The sequence below is a fragment of the Flavobacterium sp. 2755 genome, from assembly GCF_031455715.1.
In the GTDB taxonomy this organism is placed as follows: Bacteria; Bacteroidota; Bacteroidia; order Flavobacteriales; family Flavobacteriaceae; genus Flavobacterium.
In genome coordinates, this window is sequence record NZ_JAVDTG010000003.1 from 87,441 (window position 1) to 107,368 (window position 19,928).

General features: G+C 32.6%; 21 protein-coding genes. 15 read left to right on the top strand and 6 right to left on the bottom strand.

The window, feature by feature from the left end; all coding sequences use genetic code 11:
• Positions 1–40 precede the first annotated feature (40 nt).
• From J2Y38_RS07670 to J2Y38_RS07680, 3 genes are all read left to right on the top strand, one after another.
• Positions 41–733, top strand: coding sequence for a YetF domain-containing protein (locus tag J2Y38_RS07670; protein WP_309841027.1), 693 nt, complete (start codon positions 41–43; stop codon positions 731–733).
• Between the two features lie 83 nt (positions 734–816).
• Positions 817–1,275, top strand: coding sequence for a pantetheine-phosphate adenylyltransferase (gene coaD / locus J2Y38_RS07675; protein WP_057122611.1), 459 nt, complete (start codon positions 817–819; stop codon positions 1,273–1,275).
• A 169-nt stretch (positions 1,276–1,444) separates the two neighbouring features.
• Positions 1,445–2,023 carry a PhnA domain-containing protein gene (locus J2Y38_RS07680; RefSeq protein ID WP_309841028.1) on the top strand — a complete coding sequence of 193 codons (579 nt, stop codon included), beginning with the start codon at positions 1,445–1,447 and terminating at the stop codon, positions 2,021–2,023.
• Positions 2,024–2,305: 282 nt separating this feature from the next.
• On the opposite strand, the gene J2Y38_RS07685 is transcribed toward J2Y38_RS07680, so the two are convergent.
• Both J2Y38_RS07685 and J2Y38_RS07690 read right to left on the bottom strand, forming a co-directional pair.
• Positions 2,306–2,752, bottom strand: coding sequence for a hypothetical protein (locus J2Y38_RS07685; RefSeq protein ID WP_053473527.1), 447 nt, complete (start codon positions 2,750–2,752; stop codon positions 2,306–2,308).
• 177 nt (positions 2,753–2,929) lie between these two features.
• Positions 2,930–4,291: a DEAD/DEAH box helicase gene (locus J2Y38_RS07690; protein ID WP_309841029.1), complete on the bottom strand. Its 1,362-nt coding sequence runs from the start codon at positions 4,289–4,291 to the stop codon at positions 2,930–2,932.
• Positions 4,292–4,549: 258 nt separating this feature from the next.
• Here J2Y38_RS07690 and J2Y38_RS07695 point away from each other — a divergent pair, with 258 nt between their 5' ends.
• From J2Y38_RS07695 to J2Y38_RS07705, 3 genes are all read left to right on the top strand, one after another.
• The gene (locus J2Y38_RS07695; protein WP_309841031.1) at positions 4,550–6,277 is read left to right on the top strand and encodes a M14 family metallopeptidase; all 1,728 of its coding nucleotides are present in this window, start codon (positions 4,550–4,552) and stop codon (positions 6,275–6,277) included.
• A 177-nt stretch (positions 6,278–6,454) separates the two neighbouring features.
• Positions 6,455–7,888: a hypothetical protein gene (locus tag J2Y38_RS07700; protein ID WP_309841032.1), complete on the top strand. Its 1,434-nt coding sequence runs from the start codon at positions 6,455–6,457 to the stop codon at positions 7,886–7,888.
• A 58-nt stretch (positions 7,889–7,946) separates the two neighbouring features.
• Complete coding sequence (locus tag J2Y38_RS07705) at positions 7,947–8,282, top strand: cyclic-phosphate processing receiver domain-containing protein (protein WP_309841033.1); 336 nt, start codon at positions 7,947–7,949, stop codon at positions 8,280–8,282.
• A gap of 334 nt (positions 8,283–8,616) precedes the next feature.
• Here J2Y38_RS07705 and J2Y38_RS07710 read toward each other — a convergent pair whose 3' ends face one another.
• Entirely contained in the window at positions 8,617–9,009 is a 393-nt protein-coding gene (locus J2Y38_RS07710) for a helix-turn-helix transcriptional regulator (RefSeq protein ID WP_309842058.1), read from the bottom strand.
• Positions 9,010–9,213: 204 nt separating this feature from the next.
• Positions 9,214–10,797 carry a GLUG motif-containing protein gene (locus J2Y38_RS07715; RefSeq protein ID WP_309841035.1) on the bottom strand — a complete coding sequence of 528 codons (1,584 nt, stop codon included), beginning with the start codon at positions 10,795–10,797 and terminating at the stop codon, positions 9,214–9,216.
• A gap of 458 nt (positions 10,798–11,255) precedes the next feature.
• Here J2Y38_RS07715 and J2Y38_RS07720 point away from each other — a divergent pair, with 458 nt between their 5' ends.
• Positions 11,256–12,158, top strand: a complete 903-nt coding sequence (locus J2Y38_RS07720; protein WP_309841037.1) for a hypothetical protein — start codon at positions 11,256–11,258, stop codon at positions 12,156–12,158.
• A 49-nt stretch (positions 12,159–12,207) separates the two neighbouring features.
• On the opposite strand, the gene J2Y38_RS07725 is transcribed toward J2Y38_RS07720, so the two are convergent.
• Positions 12,208–12,810: an NUDIX domain-containing protein gene (locus J2Y38_RS07725; RefSeq protein WP_309841038.1), complete on the bottom strand. Its 603-nt coding sequence runs from the start codon at positions 12,808–12,810 to the stop codon at positions 12,208–12,210.
• 7 nt (positions 12,811–12,817) lie between these two features.
• Here J2Y38_RS07725 and pyrE point away from each other — a divergent pair, with 7 nt between their 5' ends.
• Positions 12,818–13,462, top strand: coding sequence for an orotate phosphoribosyltransferase (pyrE, locus tag J2Y38_RS07730; protein ID WP_053473537.1), 645 nt, complete (start codon positions 12,818–12,820; stop codon positions 13,460–13,462).
• A gap of 238 nt (positions 13,463–13,700) precedes the next feature.
• Entirely contained in the window at positions 13,701–14,093 is a 393-nt protein-coding gene (locus J2Y38_RS07735; protein ID WP_309841040.1) for an SRPBCC family protein, read from the top strand.
• Between the two features lie 171 nt (positions 14,094–14,264).
• On the opposite strand, the gene J2Y38_RS07740 is transcribed toward J2Y38_RS07735, so the two are convergent.
• On the bottom strand, positions 14,265–14,993 hold the full coding sequence (locus J2Y38_RS07740) for a biotin--[acetyl-CoA-carboxylase] ligase (RefSeq protein ID WP_309841042.1): 729 nt from the start codon (positions 14,991–14,993) through the stop codon (positions 14,265–14,267).
• Between the two features lie 92 nt (positions 14,994–15,085).
• Here J2Y38_RS07740 and rsfS point away from each other — a divergent pair, with 92 nt between their 5' ends.
• The 6 genes from rsfS to J2Y38_RS07770 all read left to right on the top strand — a co-directional run bounded on the left by rsfS (position 15,086) and on the right by J2Y38_RS07770 (position 19,927).
• A complete protein-coding gene (gene rsfS, locus J2Y38_RS07745) occupies positions 15,086–15,457 on the top strand; it encodes a ribosome silencing factor (RefSeq protein WP_012024667.1) in 372 nt (123 codons plus the stop codon).
• A 17-nt stretch (positions 15,458–15,474) separates the two neighbouring features.
• Positions 15,475–17,400, top strand: coding sequence for an ATP-dependent zinc metalloprotease FtsH (ftsH, locus tag J2Y38_RS07750; RefSeq protein ID WP_309841048.1), 1,926 nt, complete (start codon positions 15,475–15,477; stop codon positions 17,398–17,400).
• A 116-nt stretch (positions 17,401–17,516) separates the two neighbouring features.
• Positions 17,517–18,122 carry a lactate utilization protein B/C gene (locus tag J2Y38_RS07755; RefSeq protein WP_053473541.1) on the top strand — a complete coding sequence of 202 codons (606 nt, stop codon included), beginning with the start codon at positions 17,517–17,519 and terminating at the stop codon, positions 18,120–18,122.
• A gap of 1 nt (position 18,123) precedes the next feature.
• Positions 18,124–19,014, top strand: a complete 891-nt coding sequence (locus tag J2Y38_RS07760; protein WP_309841050.1) for a phosphatidate cytidylyltransferase — start codon at positions 18,124–18,126, stop codon at positions 19,012–19,014.
• Positions 19,004–19,657, top strand: a complete 654-nt coding sequence (locus tag J2Y38_RS07765) for a phosphatidylserine decarboxylase family protein (RefSeq protein ID WP_309841051.1) — start codon at positions 19,004–19,006, stop codon at positions 19,655–19,657. Before J2Y38_RS07760 ends, J2Y38_RS07765 begins: the two co-directional genes overlap by 11 nt.
• Positions 19,658–19,927: an acyl-CoA-binding protein gene (locus J2Y38_RS07770; RefSeq protein ID WP_309841053.1), complete on the top strand. Its 270-nt coding sequence runs from the start codon at positions 19,658–19,660 to the stop codon at positions 19,925–19,927.
• Position 19,928: the final 1 nt, after the last annotated feature.

The following is a 19,928-nucleotide window of genomic DNA, read 5'->3' on the forward strand; positions in this document are numbered from 1 at the left end:
ACTCTGCACCTTTGAACCTTTGAACCTCTAAAGAAAAAAAATGAAAGAAATCTTCGAATGGAACAGACTATTCTTTAATGAACTCCCACAAGTTTTTCTTTTGGAAGTAATATTTCGTTCGACAGTAATGTTCACGATTTTACTGCTAACATTAAAACTGGCCGGTAAAAGAGGTGTAAAACAATTATCGATTTTCGAAACCGTAATTATCATTGCATTAGGTTCTGCTGCCGGCGACCCAATGTTTTATGAAGATGTTGGAATCGTCCCTGCAGCAATTGTTTTTTTAGTTATTATCATTCTGTATCGTTCTGTAACATGGCTTACCGGAAAGAGCAAAAAATTTGAAGAATTTATAGAAGGCAAAACCGAATGTTTAATTAACGACGGAAAATTTTCTGTATCGAGTTTTAAAAAAGAAACTTTGGCACAAGACGAATTTTTCTCAGAACTTCGCGTAAAATCAATCGAACATTTAGGGCAGGTAAAACATGCTTTTATTGAACCAAGCGGCGAAATAAGTGTGTTTTTCTACGAAGACAAAGATGTAAAATACGGCTTACCTATTTTACCTGCTTTGTTCAATAAAAAAAGTAAAATAATTTCAACAGACGGAATTTACGCCTGTACTTTCTGCGGTCACACACAAGAAGTTCAAAAAGGAACCACAAACTGCGAAATCTGCAAAAAAGACGAATGGGTTTCGGCTATAAAGACGCTTAGAATAACGTAAAAATAAAACTCAAAACTAAGATTCAACACAATTCAATTAAAACTTAGAATCTTAGTAACTCAGAACCTTAGAACCTCAAAAAAATGAGAAAAGCAATATTTCCGGGCTCTTTTGACCCTATTACACTTGGACACGAAGATATTATCAAAAGAGGGATTTCTTTATTTGATGAAATCGTAATTGCCATTGGTGTCAACGCCGAAAAAAAATACATGTTTTCATTAGAAGAAAGAAAACGCTTTATTGAAGAAACCTTTAAAGATGAACCAAAAATTTCGGTTATCACTTATGAAGGATTAACCATAGATTTAGCAAAAAAACTAAAAGCCAATTTCATTTTAAGAGGTTTGCGCAACCCTGCCGATTTCGAATTTGAAAAAGCCATTGCACACACTAACAGACGTCTTTCTAAAATCGAAACGGTGTTTTTATTAACTGCTGCAAAAACGTCTTATATCAGTTCAAGTATTGTTCGTGATGTATTACGAAACGGCGGTGAATATGAATTATTGGTTCCGGATGCGGTTAGGGTACAGAAATAATTAAACACACGCAAAGTCATTGTGAGGAACGAAGCAAACACACTATGATTTTCACTTTGCTAAAATTCAGCAAATGAGATTGCTTCGTTCCTCGCAATGACCAAAATCCTCAAACTTGCAAGCGAAGCAAATTATAAGTAATTTCGCATTTTAAAACAAACAATAAATAATGAGCATCGAAAGAGAATTAAGCAAACGAAGCGGATCTAAATGTGAACTTTGCAGCGCTGAAGAAAACCTAAAAGTATACCAAGTATTACCAACTCAAAAAGGCGGCATTGATGAAGCTATATTAGCTTGTAACACCTGTATTGACCAAATTGAAAATCCTGATAATGTTGATTTAAATCACTGGAGATGTCTTAACGACAGTATGTGGAATGAAAATGTTCCGGTTCAGGTTGTTGCCTGGAGAATGTTAAGCCGTTTACGTTCTGCAGGATGGCCTCAGGAATTACTGGATATGATGTATTTAGACGAAGATACACTGGCGTGGGCACAAGCAACCGGCGAAGGTGAAGATGATGAAAATAAACTGGTTCACCGCGATAGTAACGGCGTTGTTTTACAACACGGAGATTCTGTTGTATTAATTAAAGATCTTAAAGTTAAAGGATCAAGTATGGTTGCCAAACAAGGAACTGCCGTAAGAAACATTCGTCTAGATCATGAAAATGCTGAATACATCGAAGGAAAAGTTGATGGACAGCAAATTGTTATTATTACGCAGTATGTAAAAAAGATATAGTTCTTTTTAAAGTTGCTAAGGTTCTAAGATGCTGAGATTCTAAGTTTTTTTTACTCAGTTATTTAACCGCAAAGCACGCAAAAGTTAACGCAAAGTTCGCAAAGTTTTATTTACAAAGCTTTGCGAACTTTGCGCTTTTTAGAAAGCCTTAAATTTAAAAAAAACTTTGCGTGCTTTGCGGTTAAAATCAAGATAATGCTAGGCAACCCTGAATTCTGAAACAAAAAAAAGGCCGTTCAAAAACTGAACGGCCTTTTTCAATATATTGTTTTTGACAACAAATTACTTTTGGAATAATTTGCTGATTTGATCTTTAACTAATGGCTCAGAAACGCTGTTTGTTGCTGCGTCTCTATCTTTGCTTGAAACCATAAATTGAACTGTAGCTTTGTCTGGAACAACATTTCCTGTGTAGTGTAACCAAATATAGTTGTTTGGTAACTCTAATTTAATATCATATAACGGACTCGCTGTAAAACCGCCAATAATAATGTTATATAGGTTAGTATAATCATTATTAACGTTTTTAAAAGAAAATTTTCTCAAAGGAGAAGAATCATCATCGTTTAAGATACTTGTGTAGTATACAGTATACTCGTCTCCAATTTTCTGAATGTAGTTGTTATTTACTTTTCCTAATTTCTCTACAGGAACTGTTTCAATAACTTTAATTTGTGCAAACGAAACAAAACTAAAGAACAAAATGGCAATGGTAATAATCTTTTTCATAGTGGATTTGGGGTTTACAATTTTACTGCAACAAAAAAACACAGAAATATTGAAAAAACAGCTATCAATTCATTATTTTTTTAACACAAAATTGTTAATGTTGTTCAATAAACAATAAAAACCTGATATACAGAAGCATAAATACAATTCTAACTCTCTAAAACTATCTCAAAAAGCCTAAAATTTCTTATTTTTCTCTTCTTCTTTCTTTATGACATTTCGGGCAACTTCAATTTTAAACTTCTTACCCTTCATTTTTTCGTCTTTAATGTTTTTCAGAAGCTCTTTTACTTTTCCAAATTTCACTGCTGCAAACGAAACAAAATCTTTTACTTCAATAAGACCTAAATCATCTTTTTCCAGTTTTCCTTTTTGAGAAAAGAAACCTACGATATCAAATTTATTCAGCTTTGTTTTTTTTCCACCGCTGATATAAATTGTTTGAAATTCTGGTGGTTTTGGCAAGGAAGTTACATTTTTTACATCCAGAACCTGCATACCATAATCGATATAATCTAATTGTTTTTCGCTTTCGTGAACAATAATGTACGCCGTTCCGGTTGCCTGCATACGTGCTGTACGTCCGTTACGGTGTGTAAATTCATCTTCTTTTAAAGGTAAATGATAATGAATAACGTGTTTCATTTCAGGAATATCTAATCCACGCGCAGCAAGATCTGTCGTGATGAGGTAACTTATACTTCCGTTTCTAAACTGAATCAAAGCACGCTCACGTTCGTCCTGATCCATTCCGCCGTGATAATAAGTAGCATAAATTCCTTTTTCGTTTAAAGTATCACTGATACGTTCTGCAGCATCACGATGGTTACAAAATATAATAGCCGACTGTGATTTTAATGAACAAATTAAATTGAACAAACTTTCTAATTTATCTTTAGAAGGAGAAACAATCATTTTCATAGAAAGATTTGCTTTTTCTTCCTCTTCTACAATAAAATCCAAAACTGTTGGATTTACCACTCGTGTATATTTCGGAATTTCAATATCTGACGTTGCAGACACTAAAACTCTTTTATTTACTTTCGGTAATCTTGCAATAATAAAAGACATTTGCTCGTGAAACCCAAGTTGAAGCGATTTATCAAACTCGTCTAAAATCAGCGTTTGAATTTTATCTGTTCTAAAAGTTTCTCTGTCAATATGATCGGCGATTCTTCCAGGCGTTCCAATTAAAACTGCCGGAGGATTGCTTAAATTCTTAATTTCAGTATCGATTGAATGTCCGCCGTAACAAATATTTACTTTGTACTGCGTTCCCATTTTTTTCCAAACCTGTTCAATCTGCAGTCCAAGTTCGCGGGACGGAACCAAAATTAAACATTGAACCGATAAAATTTCAGGCTGTAATAATTCTAAAACAGGAAGTAAAAAGGCAAGTGTTTTTCCAGATCCGGTTGGAGAAAGTAATAAAACATTGTTATCGTTCAGGATTGTGTCCTGAGCTGTTTCCTGCATTTCGTTTAGGCTTTCAATACCTAAATTCGAAAGTATATTGTTAGAATGGTGTTTTTTATTCATTTTGCAAAAGTAATTAAAAGGTTTCAAGTTTCAGGTTTTCTTTTGTTTCAAGTTTTTTTTAACCGCAAAGAGCGCAAAGGTTTACGCAAAGTTTGCTAAGTTTATGTTCAAAGCTTTGCGAACTTTGTGTTTTTCAAAACCTTTAATATAAAAAAATCTTTGCGCACTTTGCGTTAAAAAAACACACAGTACACCAAACTTGAAACCTGAAACTTGAAACAAAAATCCTATATTTGATTTCTATTAAAAACCCAAATCATGAGATTTTTTACCATTATCATTTCACTTTTTACGCTTACCATTTTCGCTCAAAACAATAAAAAATACGATACCTTTTTTGAAAAAGGAAACGGAAATCAATCGGCTACATATCAGGAAACTATTGCTTATTTTAAGCTTTTAGCGAATGATTTTCCAACAATTCAAATTAAAGAAATGGGTTTAACAGATTCTGGTGAACCTTTGCACATGGTAACTTTTAATCCTGACAAGGAATTTGATTTTGATAAAATACAGAAAACAAAAGCCGTTCTTTTTGTCAATAACGGAATCCACGCCGGAGAACCGGACGGAATCGACGCAACGATGCAATTTTATAGAGATTTAGCAATTGGAAAACTAAAAGCGCCAAAAAATACCGTTTTAGTCTGTATCCCGGTTTATAATATTGGCGGCGCTTTAAATCGTAATTCGACAACGCGTGCAAATCAGGACGGACCTGAAATTTACGGTTTTAGAGGAAATGCCAGAAACTACGATTTGAATCGTGATTTAATGAAATCGGATACGAGAAATACAAAAAGCTTTGTTGAGATTTTCCAAAAAATAAATGCCGATGTTTTTATTGACAATCACGTCAGTAACGGTTCTGATTATCAATACAAACTGACTTATATTATGACACAGCATAATAAACTGGGAACTGTTTTGGGAGATTTTATGAATAATGAAATGATGCCGGCTTTGGTAAAAGATTTACAGAAAAAGAAAATCGAAACTACGCCTTATGTAGATTCTTTTAAAGATACGCCAGACAAAGGTTTTGGGCAGTTTGTCGATAGTCCGCGATATACAACGGGTTACACTTCCCTATTTAATACGATTGGTTTTGTGGTCGAAACACACATGCTGAAAAAATATGCCGAACGTGTAAAAATGACTTACGAATACATGAAATCGACTTTGGATTTTACCGATGCGAATTATCTAAAAATCAAAGAACTTCGAGTGAAAAATCTGGAACAATATCAGCCTAAAAAATCCTATACTTTAAAATGGGAATTAGACAGCACAAAAGCCACAACATTTTCATTTTTAGGATATGAAGCAGGTTACAAAAAAAGCGATGCTACAACCGGAAATCGTTTGTATTATGACCGAAGCAAACCTTATAAAAAAGACGTTCCGTATATCAAAGAATTTAAATCGGTTAAGGAAGTTGTGATTCCTACGGCTTATGTTATTCCGAGAGGATATTGGAATATTATTGACCTTTTGAAAAACAATAATATCTCATTTAAACAAATTAAAAACGACACCATTATTGAAGTAGAAAGTTACAGAATTGCCGATTTTAAAACGGTTCCGTTTGCTTACGAAGGACATTATGCACATCGAAATACAACGGTAACTTCTAAAATCGTTAAAATGGCTTTCGCCAAAGGAGATTACATTGTTCCAACAAACCAAAAAGGTGTAAAATATCTTGTAGAGGCTTTTGAACCAGAAGGTGTTGATTCTTTCTTTAATTGGAATTTCTTCGATCCTATTTTACAGCAAAAAGAACATTATTCTGAATATATTTTTGAAGATACAGCGGCAAATCTTTTAAAAGAAAATCCTGCTCTAAAAGCGGAACTAGAATCTAAAAAACAAACTGATGCTGAATTTGCTAAAAATCCTGAAGCGCAGTTAGATTGGATTTATAAGCATTCTGTTTATTATGAAAAGGCGCATTTGCAGTATCCTGTTTATCGCGTGCTTTAGTTTTTTTTATTTTGCCGATATTTTTTAACGCGAAGTGCGCAAAGTTTTTTTGATTTTGAGTGGTTTTAAAAAACGTTAAGATCGCAAAGCTTTGTGTATAAAACTTTGACAAAGTTGAAAGTAATTAAAACACATAATATTAAAAATAAAATTTATAACTAACTAAAATATACTGAAATGGGGCTTTTTAATTTTTTGAAAAAGAATAAAAAAACTGAAACACCTGAAATTGAAGAAAATTTAATTTCCTCCTCAATTAAACATAGTGGAAAATCATTGAATGAAATATATGCTGAAAAACGAGATGTTGTTAATTCTCAAAATACTGATAATGTTTTTGACTTTATAAAAATTTATAGTGAATACATTGTTCGTTTTATAGGAATGCAAATTCAAAATAATTATGCACCAATTGCTGCTTATGAAAAAGTTAATGGAGAAATAACTGGTTACTTATATATTGCGGAAGACACTAGTTATAATCTTTCTGCTACAGAAGTAGTTACAAATATGGAAATTGAATTTGAAAAAAGAATCAAAGAGAACACGATAAAATCTTATGTAATTCTTTATCATTCTAACTTTCAAGACGATAACAATCATTCGGTTGCAAAAAAAAATAATGAATTTACTGCAATTTCTATAAAATATAAAGCAAATGATCTAAATGGCTTTTTAGGTTTACCTTATTTTTTTGCTGATGAAGAAATTACATTTAAAGGAATTTCAACTTTCACAAGAGAACAAAATAATTCAATTTTAAATATAGAATTACAACAAGGAAAAGATTATTTTCAAGAAAGGATAATCATAGAACCACAAGTAACAGAAAATGAATTTGGACTAAAAATAAAAAAAGTAAATAATGGAACTGTTGGCGATATGTGGGCAGGAATTTTTGGCTTTGAACGCTTAGGTAATGAAGATGGTAGAAATTTTCTAATCCATCATTCTGCATTTGTCCTATTTCAAGAACCAGTAAAATCAAATAATGAAATTATAATATCTGAATACATTTCTGGCAATATAATTTTTCGAGGTGTTAAAAAAGCTGATGAAACAACTCGCACAGTTTATCCTGTAATTAAAACTGATATTTTTATTGAAGTAGTAAATAAACAAATAAACGAATGGGAGAATATTGATAATTTAGAAGCAATAATAACTGGAAACGGTAGAGATACATTTGGTCTCATATATTTTGCAACTGATTATGCTATAAATAAAGAAAAATACAAGTCTAATAAAAAATTAAATATTGAATTAAGTGGTTTAATCTACAGTTTAGAAATTTGCAGTATGCCTGATACAACAGCAGAGGGACCAAATTATAGTGAAGATTTTACAATGTATATGCCGAACAAGGAGATGTCCGAATTTGGATGTTTTGATTTTATAGGTCAATTAGAAGATTTTAGAGAAGTTGATGTACTTGATAACAGGCCTTCAAAGGGTTACATTTTAAAAATTAAATTAATAACTAATGAAGAAATTCCAGATTTCTTTACTATCGAAATGTTTGTCAATAAAGAAAATATGAATTTTCAGGATTTAAAAATTGGAATGAAATTATCCGGATTATTTCAATTACAAGGACAAATTAAAGAATAAGATTGTCTAAACGCTAGCCCAAGCGGAGGATAATTAAAATAAGTTTAAACAAAAACAAATGTCATATAAACTCTTTCTCGACGATATTAGAGATGTAAATATGGTTTACAAAAAACTAACTAATGATGATTTCGTTGTGGTTAGAAATTCTCATGATTTCAAAAAAGTTATTCTTGAAAAAGGACTTCCTGAATTAATTAGTTTTGATAATGATTTAGGTCTTGATGAAAATGATCAAGTTGCCGAAGATGGTTACGCTTGCGCCAAATGGCTGGTTTATGAATCTGGAATAGATTTGCAAAATTTAAAATTCAACGTTCATTCTGCTAATCCTGTTGCCAGTCAGCAAATTCAGGGTTTGCTTGATAATTATATTAGACATTTAAGAGGTTAACTTTTCAAATAAAAAATGACTTATTTATATTCAACTTTTATTTATCACATCAGATCATCTCCCAGAATATCATCAAAGATGTCATTTATACCATAAACAATATCAAATAAAATATCATATAAGTCTTTAAAAGTTTCATAGGCTTCCACAGTATCTAAATCCCCCGCTAGCGCGAGCGTCCCGCTCGTGAACGCAATCAAAATCAATTTAAGATAATTCAAAATAGTCACGAGCGGGACGCTCGCGCTAGCGACAAACATATAAACCAAAACAACAAAAAAAGACCTAATAAACATAAAATTTATTAGGCCTTTTTATATTGTAAAAAGAATAATTATTTATCCTTCAATATCTTCTCTAAATACTCAACTTTATCTTTTTCAGCTTGAATTAAACGTTCGTAAAGTTGTTTGTTTTCTTCATAAGCATCAATCAACTTTTCTAAAGGATTAAAAGTAAGATTTGTGCAAGAATTATTTAATATTTGTCCTTGTGCACTATTATCATAGAAATTATTAAAATAATTAATTGCAGCTTCGTCTGAAAAATTTTTAAGAGCTTCTACACTAACTCCCAAAGCTTTTGCTATTTGTTTAAGCTTTTCATCATCAATCGTTTCGCTGTTTTCCAAAGCGGATATAGCTTGTTGGTTTGTTCCTAAAGCTTGCGCCAAAGCTTCCTGCTTCATATCTCTAAGTTCACGAATTCGGCTTATTTTTCGTCCTATATGGTTTTATTTTGTTAGTGTGCTCATAATTCAAATATATTGCTTATTAAACAAAAGTACGATTTTTGAGACATGAAATAGTTAAAAATAAAAATTAAATAAAACCTAAAATCAGCACCCTAATCGATACTCTTTACAAAAAAACAAAACCTCGTAAATCATTTGAATTACGAGGTTTACATTTATTTTATAGAACTAAGAATCTTATTGACCTCCTACTCCCACTAAAGTTGGATATTTACCGGCAGTAAATTTCCAGTTAGCAGATGTCCAGGTACTATTATAAGGTGTTCCTGTTTTCATTTCGGCAGTTGTTTTTCCAACCGCGTCACCACCATCATCAGAAGTTGTTTGACCTGTAGTTTGAACATCCCAAAAACAATCTGGGGCAGTACTCCAGTTAAAGTTATACCCAACTAATCCGCCTCCGGTTTTTATATTTCCTGTAGCATAACAATTAGTAATTTCGCAGGCATTTTTTCCTATAAGTGCTCCACCCTTTTTATATGTTCCTGTTACAGAACCTGTAGCGTAGCAATTTTGCAGGGTACAAAGGTAATTGTAACCTACTAAACCACCAACGTATGTATCAGCACCGGCTGTAACATTAGCAGTACTGTAGCTATTTAAAAGCTTGCCTGGCTTTCCATTTGCATCATTGTTAATTCCAACTAAACCACCTACATGTCTTTGAACCGAGAAGGCTGCTCCGGTAACAGTTCCGGTAGAATAACAATGAGATATAGTACCTCCGTTATTTGAACCTACAAGCGCACCTACATTTCCGCCGCCTGTAACATTTACTGAAACAAGTCCTAGATTTTTTACAACACCTTTAGCACCTAATACAGAAATAAATCCTATATCATCAGTACTATCTCGTTTGATAGTCAAATTTTTCACTACGTGACCATTCCCATCTATTGTTCCTACAAAGCTTTCAAAGTCTCCAATAGCATTCCATCCCATGGTAGCATAATTAGAACCTAGTGCATATTCAGTACCATCTACGGGAGGCATTGTAATGTCGTTCATCACTTTAAAACTCTCTTTAAGATAATAACTTGGAGACCATAATTGTACTGGTGTATATATACCATAAGGGTTTGTATCTTTATTATAAACCGGAATTTTAATAGTATATGTTTTTTTTGTTTTTTTATCAGCAGATGTTACTGTAAATGTAAATCCTGTTGTGTTATAATCACTTTCTTCATTACTTCCTGCATCAGTCACTTCTGCTCCAGCAGGCAAAATTGGAAATCCGGTTTCAAAATTAACATCTGGCGGAGCATTGTAAATTGTATTTGTCCCTTCTTTAAGCCCTGTCAATTTCCAATATACCTCACTATTGCCATCTTCAAAAGTAAAACCTAAAATCGCTGCAGAATTAGGAGGAGTTATAGTATAATCTTGTTTACTGCCGTCTTCTGCAATAACTGTATAAGTTATGGCTTTACTAAAATCATTTTTAGTAGTACCGCTAATTTGATCAACATTACCAACAGTAACTTTAGTTCCCGTTGTGGTAAAAGTTGCTGCTAAACTAGTCAAATCAGTTTCGGCAGGAAAATTAACAGAAATGGTATGCGTATTTTCATCTATTGTACCTGTTACTGCAGGGTTTGCAAAAGAAAAAGAAGTAATTGCTTTAGCACTGCTGCCTGTCTCTATACCAGTCTCGTCATTTGAACATGAATAACCAACAATAATTAATAACGCTAGTATGCTTGTACGTTTGAATAATGGCGTTGCAGATTTTATTTTTTTAAGTAGTTTTTTTGTCATTTTATATAAAATAATTTTAGGAAATGATAATGTTTTGATCTTGAAAGCTCTTATCTCTGTTTTTATATTTTTCTCATTTTCATTCATTTAAGATGAATCCATAGGTTTATTTAAGTTTATGATTATTGATTAGTACAGTTGAGTAAAAATATCATTAAATTTCTTTAGGGCAGCTTTCTTTTTCAAAAAATTATTATAAATCTGCAAACACAAAAACCAAAACAAAAATTACGCTTAAAAGTGCCGCTCTGCGTGAGGGATAGAAGCTAACTGCCGAAGCAGTGCGGATAGCCCGACAGCATCCCGATAAAAGGGCGAATATGCGTAAAGTGAATTAGCCCTTTTATCGGGATGATGGCACGCCCTAATTATTAAGTTCCAAATTTTAATTTTCAACCGCTGCGCAACCTTTTCAGGCTTTTTGTACTTAAGAATATAACTTAAAACAAAAATTAAAGATGAAAAAAATAATCGTTTTATTTGCCGCACTTACAATTGTTTCTTGCTCTAATGAAGAAATTGCTGATCCAGGAACTAAAACGAATCTAAGTTCTATTAGGTTTAATGATTATCATAAAAACTTACTTATTAATTCTCAGGATATGCTATTTGAAAATGAAAAACTTACAACGGTTAAGAATTATGACGATACGCATAGTGACTATACATATAACAACCAGAATTTAGTTTCAAAAATAATTGATTACAATTCCTCGGGAGAAATTTTAGTAATTACGACTTTCTTGTACAATAATACCGGAAAAATAACGGAAATGAAACAACTGTCAGGTCCTGCAAATGAAGAAATTTTGAATGGGAAATTTGTTTTTACGCATCTTGCCGGAAAAATAGTTTTGACAAAAACTACTGAAAACAATCCGCCAGAATCTCTGGAGATTTTGTTTAATTCGAATAATGAAATCGAAAAACGAACAACATTTTTAGGGGATTATTTTTTCAAATATGATTTTGTGAACGGCAATTTAGAAAAGTCTAGTCAAGTTGGAAATAACGGAAGCCTAAGTGAACGTTTCACAAATTATAAATACACTAATCTGAAAAATAATTATAGCTACAAAAAATTGCTATATGGTAAAGAATGGAAACTCAACAGTTATCTAAGCAGTTTTTTAAATTTTAATTCTTCCATCATGATTGATCTCTCTGAAAATTTAATTTCGGAATATACCGAAACTCAGTTTTTTAAAGAATCGAATTTGACTGTTATTTTTACCTCAAAAGCAGGTTACACTTTTGATAATAAGGACAGAATGACAAAAATGACCGAAGACTTTAGTATGGAAAATAGTGGAAAAATATCAAATTATAATTCGGAGTTTATTTTTACTTATAAAGACTAAAGTTACACTATAAAAATTGATTTAAATCGCAATTTAATATTGCGATTTTTTATTTATAGTGATTTTCTTCTGCAAATAATAATTTAATATTTTCGTAAGAGTTTTTAAGCGCTTCTTTGATTTGTTCCGGGTTTAGCCAGGCTACTTTTTCAATTCCTTCTTCGATTTGTCCGTGTGGCGTTCCTTCAAAATCAGAATGCATTTCGAACCAATGCGTGATTTTTAGTTTGTATTTTCCGTTGCGTTTAAAGATATGATACGTTTTTTGAAGTTTTTGAACAATACGAAGTTGGTTTACGCCCGTTTCTTCCTCAACTTCGCGCATGGCGGTGGCTTCAATGTCCTCGCCTTTCTCGATTCCGCCCTTAGGTAAATCCCATTTTCCGTTTCTGAAGATGAATAAAACCTCTCCTTTTTTATTGTACACAAAACCTCCGCCGGCTTTATTTACCGGAATTTTGGCCTTGAGGGTTTTCATTATCTCACTTTCGTCGGGATGATATAAAATGGCTTTTTGAATTTTATTTTGAAAAATTTTTATGATAAGCTGTTCGATATCAATACTTTCTAACAAGAACAATTGAAAATCTGTCTCACGGGAGATTTCATTTGTCAAAAAAAGTGGTTTGTCGTTCACAAAAACTTTATACATTTGTACTATGATTTTTAATAAAGATACTGCCGAAAAAACAGCCGAATTGCTTTTGCAAATAAATGCAATTAAATTGAATCCCGAAAATCCTTTTACATGGGCTTCTGGTTGGAAATCTCCTATTTATTGTGATAACAGGTTAATTCTTTCATTTCCGAGCATTAGAAACTATGTTCGTGATGAGTTTGCAAAGAATATCGAAAAACAATTTGGAAAGCCTGATGTGATTGCCGGTGTTGCTACTGGAGCCATTGGAATTGGAATTTTAGTTGCCGAAAGTCTTGGCCTTCCGTTTGTATATGTTCGTCCGGAGCCAAAAAAACATGGTAGACAAAACCAAGTTGAAGGTTTTTTTCAAAAAGGACAAAATGTTGTTGTTGTTGAAGATTTAATCAGTACAGGAAACAGCAGTTTGCTTGCCGTTGAAGCTTTACGCAATGAAGGTGCTAATATTAAAGGAATGGCTGCGATTTTTACTTACGGATTTAATGTTGCCGAAGAAAATTTTAAAAATGCCAATGTTGACTTATTTACTTTAAGCAACTACGAAAATCTTTTAGATTTAGCGGTTCAAAAACAATATATAACAGAAGACCAACAATCTACACTTCAAGAATGGAGCGTTAGCCCATCGACTTGGGGACAAGAGTAATTTTAGATTTTAGATTTTAGATTTTAGATTTTAGATTTTAGATTTTAGATTTTAGATTTTAGATTTTAGATTTTAGATTTTAGATTTTAAAAATCGCTGCGCTCTTTTTTGGGATTTAAAAATTGAAATTTATTATTAAACTCAGCTTTGCGAACTTTGCTTAATATTTAAGTCAAAGCTTAGAAAAAAAACTTTGCGGTCTTTGCGTTAAATAGAAATAAAAAAAACAAAATATTATATGAACTTAGAAAGTCCAAAAGTTACCGTTCAGAAATCAGCTCAGGATTTATTCGATCAACTGACTGATGTTAAGAATTTTGAAAAATTAATGCCGGATAATATCGCTAAATTTGAAGTAATTGGCGAAGATGCTTTTATTTTTGGATTGAAAGGTATGCCGGAAATCAAATTAAAAATGAAAGATAAAGTGGCGCCAAACAAAATTGTTTTGGGTGCGGCAAGTGATAAACTTCCGTTTACTTTAACTTCAAATATTGACTCTATTTCTGATTCAGAAAGTGCTGTACAATTGTTTTTTGAAGGTGAATTCAATGCTATGATGGCAATGATGGTTAAAGGCCCAATCAGTAAGTTTATTGAAACTTTAGCAAACAATATGAACAAATTATAATTGTGAATTGTAAATTATAAATGAAAAGCCTGATCTAATAGATTGGGCTTTTTTTTGTTGCCACGAAGGCACAAAGACGCGAAGTTTTTTTGAAATATACTTAAAAATCCTTTGTGTCTTTGTGCCTTCGTGGCAAAAAAACCTTAGAATCTCAGAACCTTAGCAACTCTCTCAATAAAGCATCTGAATCTCTTTTATTTCAAATTCAGAAACAGAATCATCTTCTAATAAAACCTGCAATTTTCCAATTGGGGAAACGCCCTGAATAATTCCCATAAAGTTTTTATCCTGAAGGTTTTTAAAAGGCATTGGAATTCCTTTTTTGAACAGCGAATTAAAATAATCTTCCCAGAAAACAGATGATTTCGTTTTCCATAATTCGGTTTTCTCTTCGATTTTATCGGTAATTAAAACTGTTAAATTGTTTTTATCAAAAGTTTTTCCGGAGATGACTGCCAAAGAAGAACCGCGAGGCAGATCCTCATAATTGGTTTGATTGACATTTATTCCAATTCCGACAACTGACACGATCCTGCCATCGCTTTTTAGAGTATTTTCTATCAATATGCCACCAATTTTTTTATTGTATGACATTATGTCGTTAGGCCATTTTATGCATAAATCAGGAATATTTAACGATTTCAAGGCGTCTAAAACGGCTAAAGAAACCACAATACTCAAATTGAAAACCTGCTCATTATCAAACAGAAAATCTTTTACCAAGACGCTCATAATTAAGTTTTTACCCGTTTCAGAGCTCCACTTTGCCCCCATTTGCCCCTTGCCTTTTGTCTGATTTTCAGCCGTTACCACCGTAAAATTCTCCAGTTCATCCTGACTTGACAATGATTTTAAGAAATCATTTGTGGAATCTATGGCATCGAGTTTGATTAGTTTCATTAAATAATTTAAATATCTTAATTTAATATTTTGTTAAGGTTCAAAAATAATCACAAAATTTGGTAACTTTACAAATTCATATAAAATAATTCATGGCGAAAAAGACTATTAATAATGATGTTCTATTGGCGAACATAATCAAAGGGATTGAGGAAGTAAAAGGAAATGATATCGATATTCTTGACTTAAGAGATATAGACACAGCAGTTTGTGACTATTTTGTCATTTGCAACGGTAGCTCAAATACCCAAGTTAACGCCATTGTAAACTCAATTCAAAAAACAGTTTCAAAAGACTTAAAAGACAAACCCTGGCACGTAGAAGGAACCGATAACGCAGAATGGGTCCTTATGGATTATGTGCATATCGTGGTACATGTTTTCCAAAAACACATTCGTGAATACTATAATATCGAAAGCCTTTGGGGTGACGCCAAAATAACTACAATCGAAAACAAATACTAAAAGAAAAATTTTTCTAAATGGCTAAAGATAATAATCCAAATCCGAGTAAATTTAAAATAAGTCCCTGGTTAATATATACCGCAATACTTCTAGTTTTTTTATTTATAAGTTTTGCAACCGGTGGATCTAACTTAAGCGAACCTGCACAATTAACCTCTTCTAAATTCAATACTTTATTAGAAAAAGGCCAAATTGAAAAAGTGATCGTTTACAATAAAGCCGAAGCTGAAGTATACCTGACTGCCGCTGCTCTTAAAGATCCGGCAAATGAAAAAGTATCTAAAGATATTTTTAAAAACCCTAACAAAGGGCCGCACTATACTTTAGAGATTGGTAACGACCAAATCTTTCAAACTAAACTTGAAAAAGCTGTTGGCGAAGGCAAACTAAAAGATTTCAATTTCCTTCAAAAAAATAACTGGAGCGATATTTTAATCAGCTTACTTCCTATTATCATCATTATTGGTGTATGGATTTTCATTATGCGTAAAATGTCTGGCGGAGGCGCTGGCGGAGGCGGACAGATTTTTAATATTGGAAAATCTAAAGCTAAACTTTTTGATGAAAAAACAGATATCAAAACTACATTTAAAGATGTTGCAGGTTTAGAAGGTGCAAAAGAAGAAATACAAGAAATTGTAGAATTCCTTAAAAACCCTGAAAAATATACAAATCTTGGAGGTAAAATCCCTAAAGGAGCTTTACTTGTAGGACCTCCTGGAACTGGTAAAACATTATTAGCAAAAGCCGTTGCAGGTGAAGCACAGGTTCCATTTTTCTCTTTATCAGGTTCTGATTTCGTTGAAATGTTTGTTGGAGTTGGTGCATCTCGTGTACGTGATTTGTTTAAACAAGCAAAAGAAAAATCTCCGGCTATTATCTTCATCGATGAAATTGATGCTGTAGGTAGAGCCCGTGGAAAAAGCAATATGTCTGGCGGAAACGACGAAAGAGAAAATACTTTGAACCAGTTATTGACAGAAATGGATGGTTTTGGTACTAACTCTAATGTAATTGTTTTAGCTGCAACAAACAGAGCTGATGTTCTTGATAAAGCTTTAATGCGTGCAGGACGTTTTGACAGACAAATTTTTGTTGACTTACCGGACATTCGCGAAAGAGCTGAAATTTTTAAAGTTCACTTAGCTCCTATCAAAAAAGTTGAAGGTTTAGATCTTGATTTCTTAGCAAAACAAACTCCGGGATTCTCTGGTGCTGATATTGCTAACGTTTGTAACGAAGCTGCCTTAATTGCTGCGCGTAACAACAAACCTGCAGTTGACAGACAAGATTTCCTTGATGCTGTTGACAGAATTATTGGAGGTCTTGAAAAGAAAAATAAAATTATTACTCCAGAAGAGAAAAGAGCAATTGCAATTCACGAAGCTGGTCACGCAACGGTAAGCTGGATGCTGGAACATGCTGCCCCGCTTATTAAAGTAACTATTGTTCCCCGCGGACAAAGTTTAGGTGCTGCATGGTACTTGCCAGAAGAGAGACAAATCGTAAGAACAGACCAAATGCTTGACGAAATGTGTGCTACTATGGGAGGAAGAGCTGCTGAAAAGGTAACTTTTGACAGAATTTCGACTGGCGCATTAAGCGATTTGGAAAAAGTAACACGTCAGGCTCGTGCAATGGTAACGATTTATGGTTTGAATGATAAAATTGGAAATGTTACTTATTACGATTCATCAGGACAAAGTGAGTACAACTTCTCAAAACCATATTCTGATGAGACAGCTAAAGTTATTGACAAAGAAATTTCAGAATTAATTGAAGGTCAATACCAAAGAGCGATTGAAATTTTACAAGAAAACAAAGACAAGTTAAATCAGCTTGCCGATATACTAATTGAAAAAGAAGTTATTTTTAAAGATGACTTAGAAGCAATTTTCGGAAAACGTACTTTTGATAAAAATTTAGAAGAAGTCGTTTCGTAAATTATTCATTAAATACACAATATTTTTTAAAATCTTAATTCAAAATACCCTTTTGAATTAAGATTTTTTTATCTTTGAACGTTTTCAATTAACATGTAAAGTATTTCATATAAAAAATGAATTTTTTCAAAAAAATATTTGGTTCCAGCGAATCTGCTTCTGACGAAGAACACGAAAGTGAGTACGCAGGAACTCCTGCTCCAAATAGTCATTTGTCTTTAGACGAACAATTCATCTTTAACTTTAAGAAAAATGGCGGTAAATTTTTGTATTGTGAAAACAATCAGGAAGCTGCAGAACAATTCGAAAATATTTTAGAAGAAAACGATTGGTTTGAAAGTGAAGTATTATGCTACGAACCGGCTCTTTTTCATTTATTAGACGAAAACAAATTATTTTATATTGCCCCATCTAAACCAAAATTTTTATTAGCAAGCTGCGAAAATCTAATTGCAGATGAAGGTTCTATTCTTTTCTCTTCAAAGCAAATTAGACAAAATAAACCAAACGAGTTACCAGCAAATATTGTAATTCTTGCAACAACTAGTCAGATTCTCCCAATGAAAAGTGATGGTTTAAGTGCCATTAAGCGTAAATACGATCGAGACATCCCAACAAATATCACTACAATAAAATATTTCGAAAAAGCAAAAGAAGAAGATTTTACCCAATACGGAAGTGTTGCCAAGAATCTTTATTTATTGCTCTTAGAAGATCTTTAAGATGAACGAAACGCTTAAAAGAACCATTTCTGGTGCTGTTTATATCGCTCTGTTGTTAACTTCAATCTTGTTTTCTACCGAAAGCTTTATCATTCTCTTTGGAATTTTCCTAATTATTACCATTTATGAATTTTCAAATATTGTAAATCTTAATAAAGTCTTTTCGATTTTATTTGGAACTTTACTTTATTCCATCATAATATTAATTAGCCATTACAATAAACAAACTTCAGCTTATTTAAATACTAATTTTAAATCAAACCTTGATTTAGAAACTAATATTCAGCAATTAGATCTTGTACTTTTAGCCATTACACTAGTGGTATCTATTAAGTGTATTATCTTTTTATTTTATGACTCTGTTCAAAAAATAAGTATTTCATCAAAATATTTATATCTGTTAGGATATATTACACTTCCTTTCCTTTTTATCGTAAAAATTTCCTTTGGAACAAATGATTATAACCCAAAGATTATCATAGGCTTGTTTGTATTAATCTGGACCAATGACACTTTTGCCTATTTGGTTGGAAAATCAATGGGAAAACATAAATTATTTGAGCGTGTTTCTCCTAAAAAAACAATTGAAGGATTTCTTGGCGGAATGGTTTTTGCGGCTTTTGCAGGGTTCTTAATTTCAAAATTATACATACAGCCTAATCCGGCTTTTAGCAGTAAATCTATCCTTATATGGACTATTATTGCTTTAATTGTGAGTGTTTTTGGAACGATCGGTGATTTGATCGAATCAAAATTTAAACGAATTGCCGGTATTAAAGACAGCGGTTCGATTATGCCGGGACACGGAGGTATCTTAGATCGACTAGATAGTGTTATATTTGTAGCACCAATTATATTTTTATTTTATCAAATTTTATATTATGTTTCATAAAGAAGGAGCCCCATCCATTTTGTTAGGTACAGTTTTTACTGTTGTTGTGATTTTAATAGCTGAAAAATTTATTGATATCAATTGGCTAAGAATGCTAGTTCAAATAGCAGCATTATTGATTTTGATCATTATTTTACAGTTTTTTAGAAATCCTAAAAGAATTGCTGTTAGAAACAGCGATCACATACTTGCTCCGGTTGATGGAAAAGTTGTGGTTATTGAAGAAGTTTACGAAGGTGAATACTTTAAAGATAAACGCTTACAGGTTTCTATTTTCATGTCACCTATAAATGTTCACGTTACTCGTTATGCGATGGACGGAATTATAAAATTTAGTAAATATCACCCTGGGAAATTTTTAGTTGCTTGGCATCCAAAAGCCAGCGAGGAAAATGAAAGAACAACTGTAGTAATCGAAAATGATACTTTTGGTGCCATTCTTTACAGACAAATTGCCGGTGCTTTGGCACGTAGAATTGTAAACTACGCTCAGGAAGGAATGCAGGTTATTCAGGGAACTGATGCCGGGTTTATTAAATTTGGATCGAGAGTAGATTTATTTTTACCTTTAGGTACACCAATTAATGTGGTTCTAGACCAAAAAGCAATTGGAGGAAAAACTATTATTGCTACAAAAGCGTAAATGGCAGAAAAAGATTTAGATACACGCTTTAACGAGGCTGTAGAAACTGCATTGAAAATGACTCAGGCCTCGCTGCCGCAAGATGTGCAGCTAAGACTTTATGCGTTTTACAAACAGGCTACTTTTGGAACCGCTGTTTACAATCAGTCTGAGAATTTTGATTTACGAAATGCTTTTAAAACGAATGCCTGGATGCAGATTAGTCATTTATCGATTGATGAAGCTAAAGAGTGTTACATCGAAATCATTAATTCACTATCATCAAAATAAA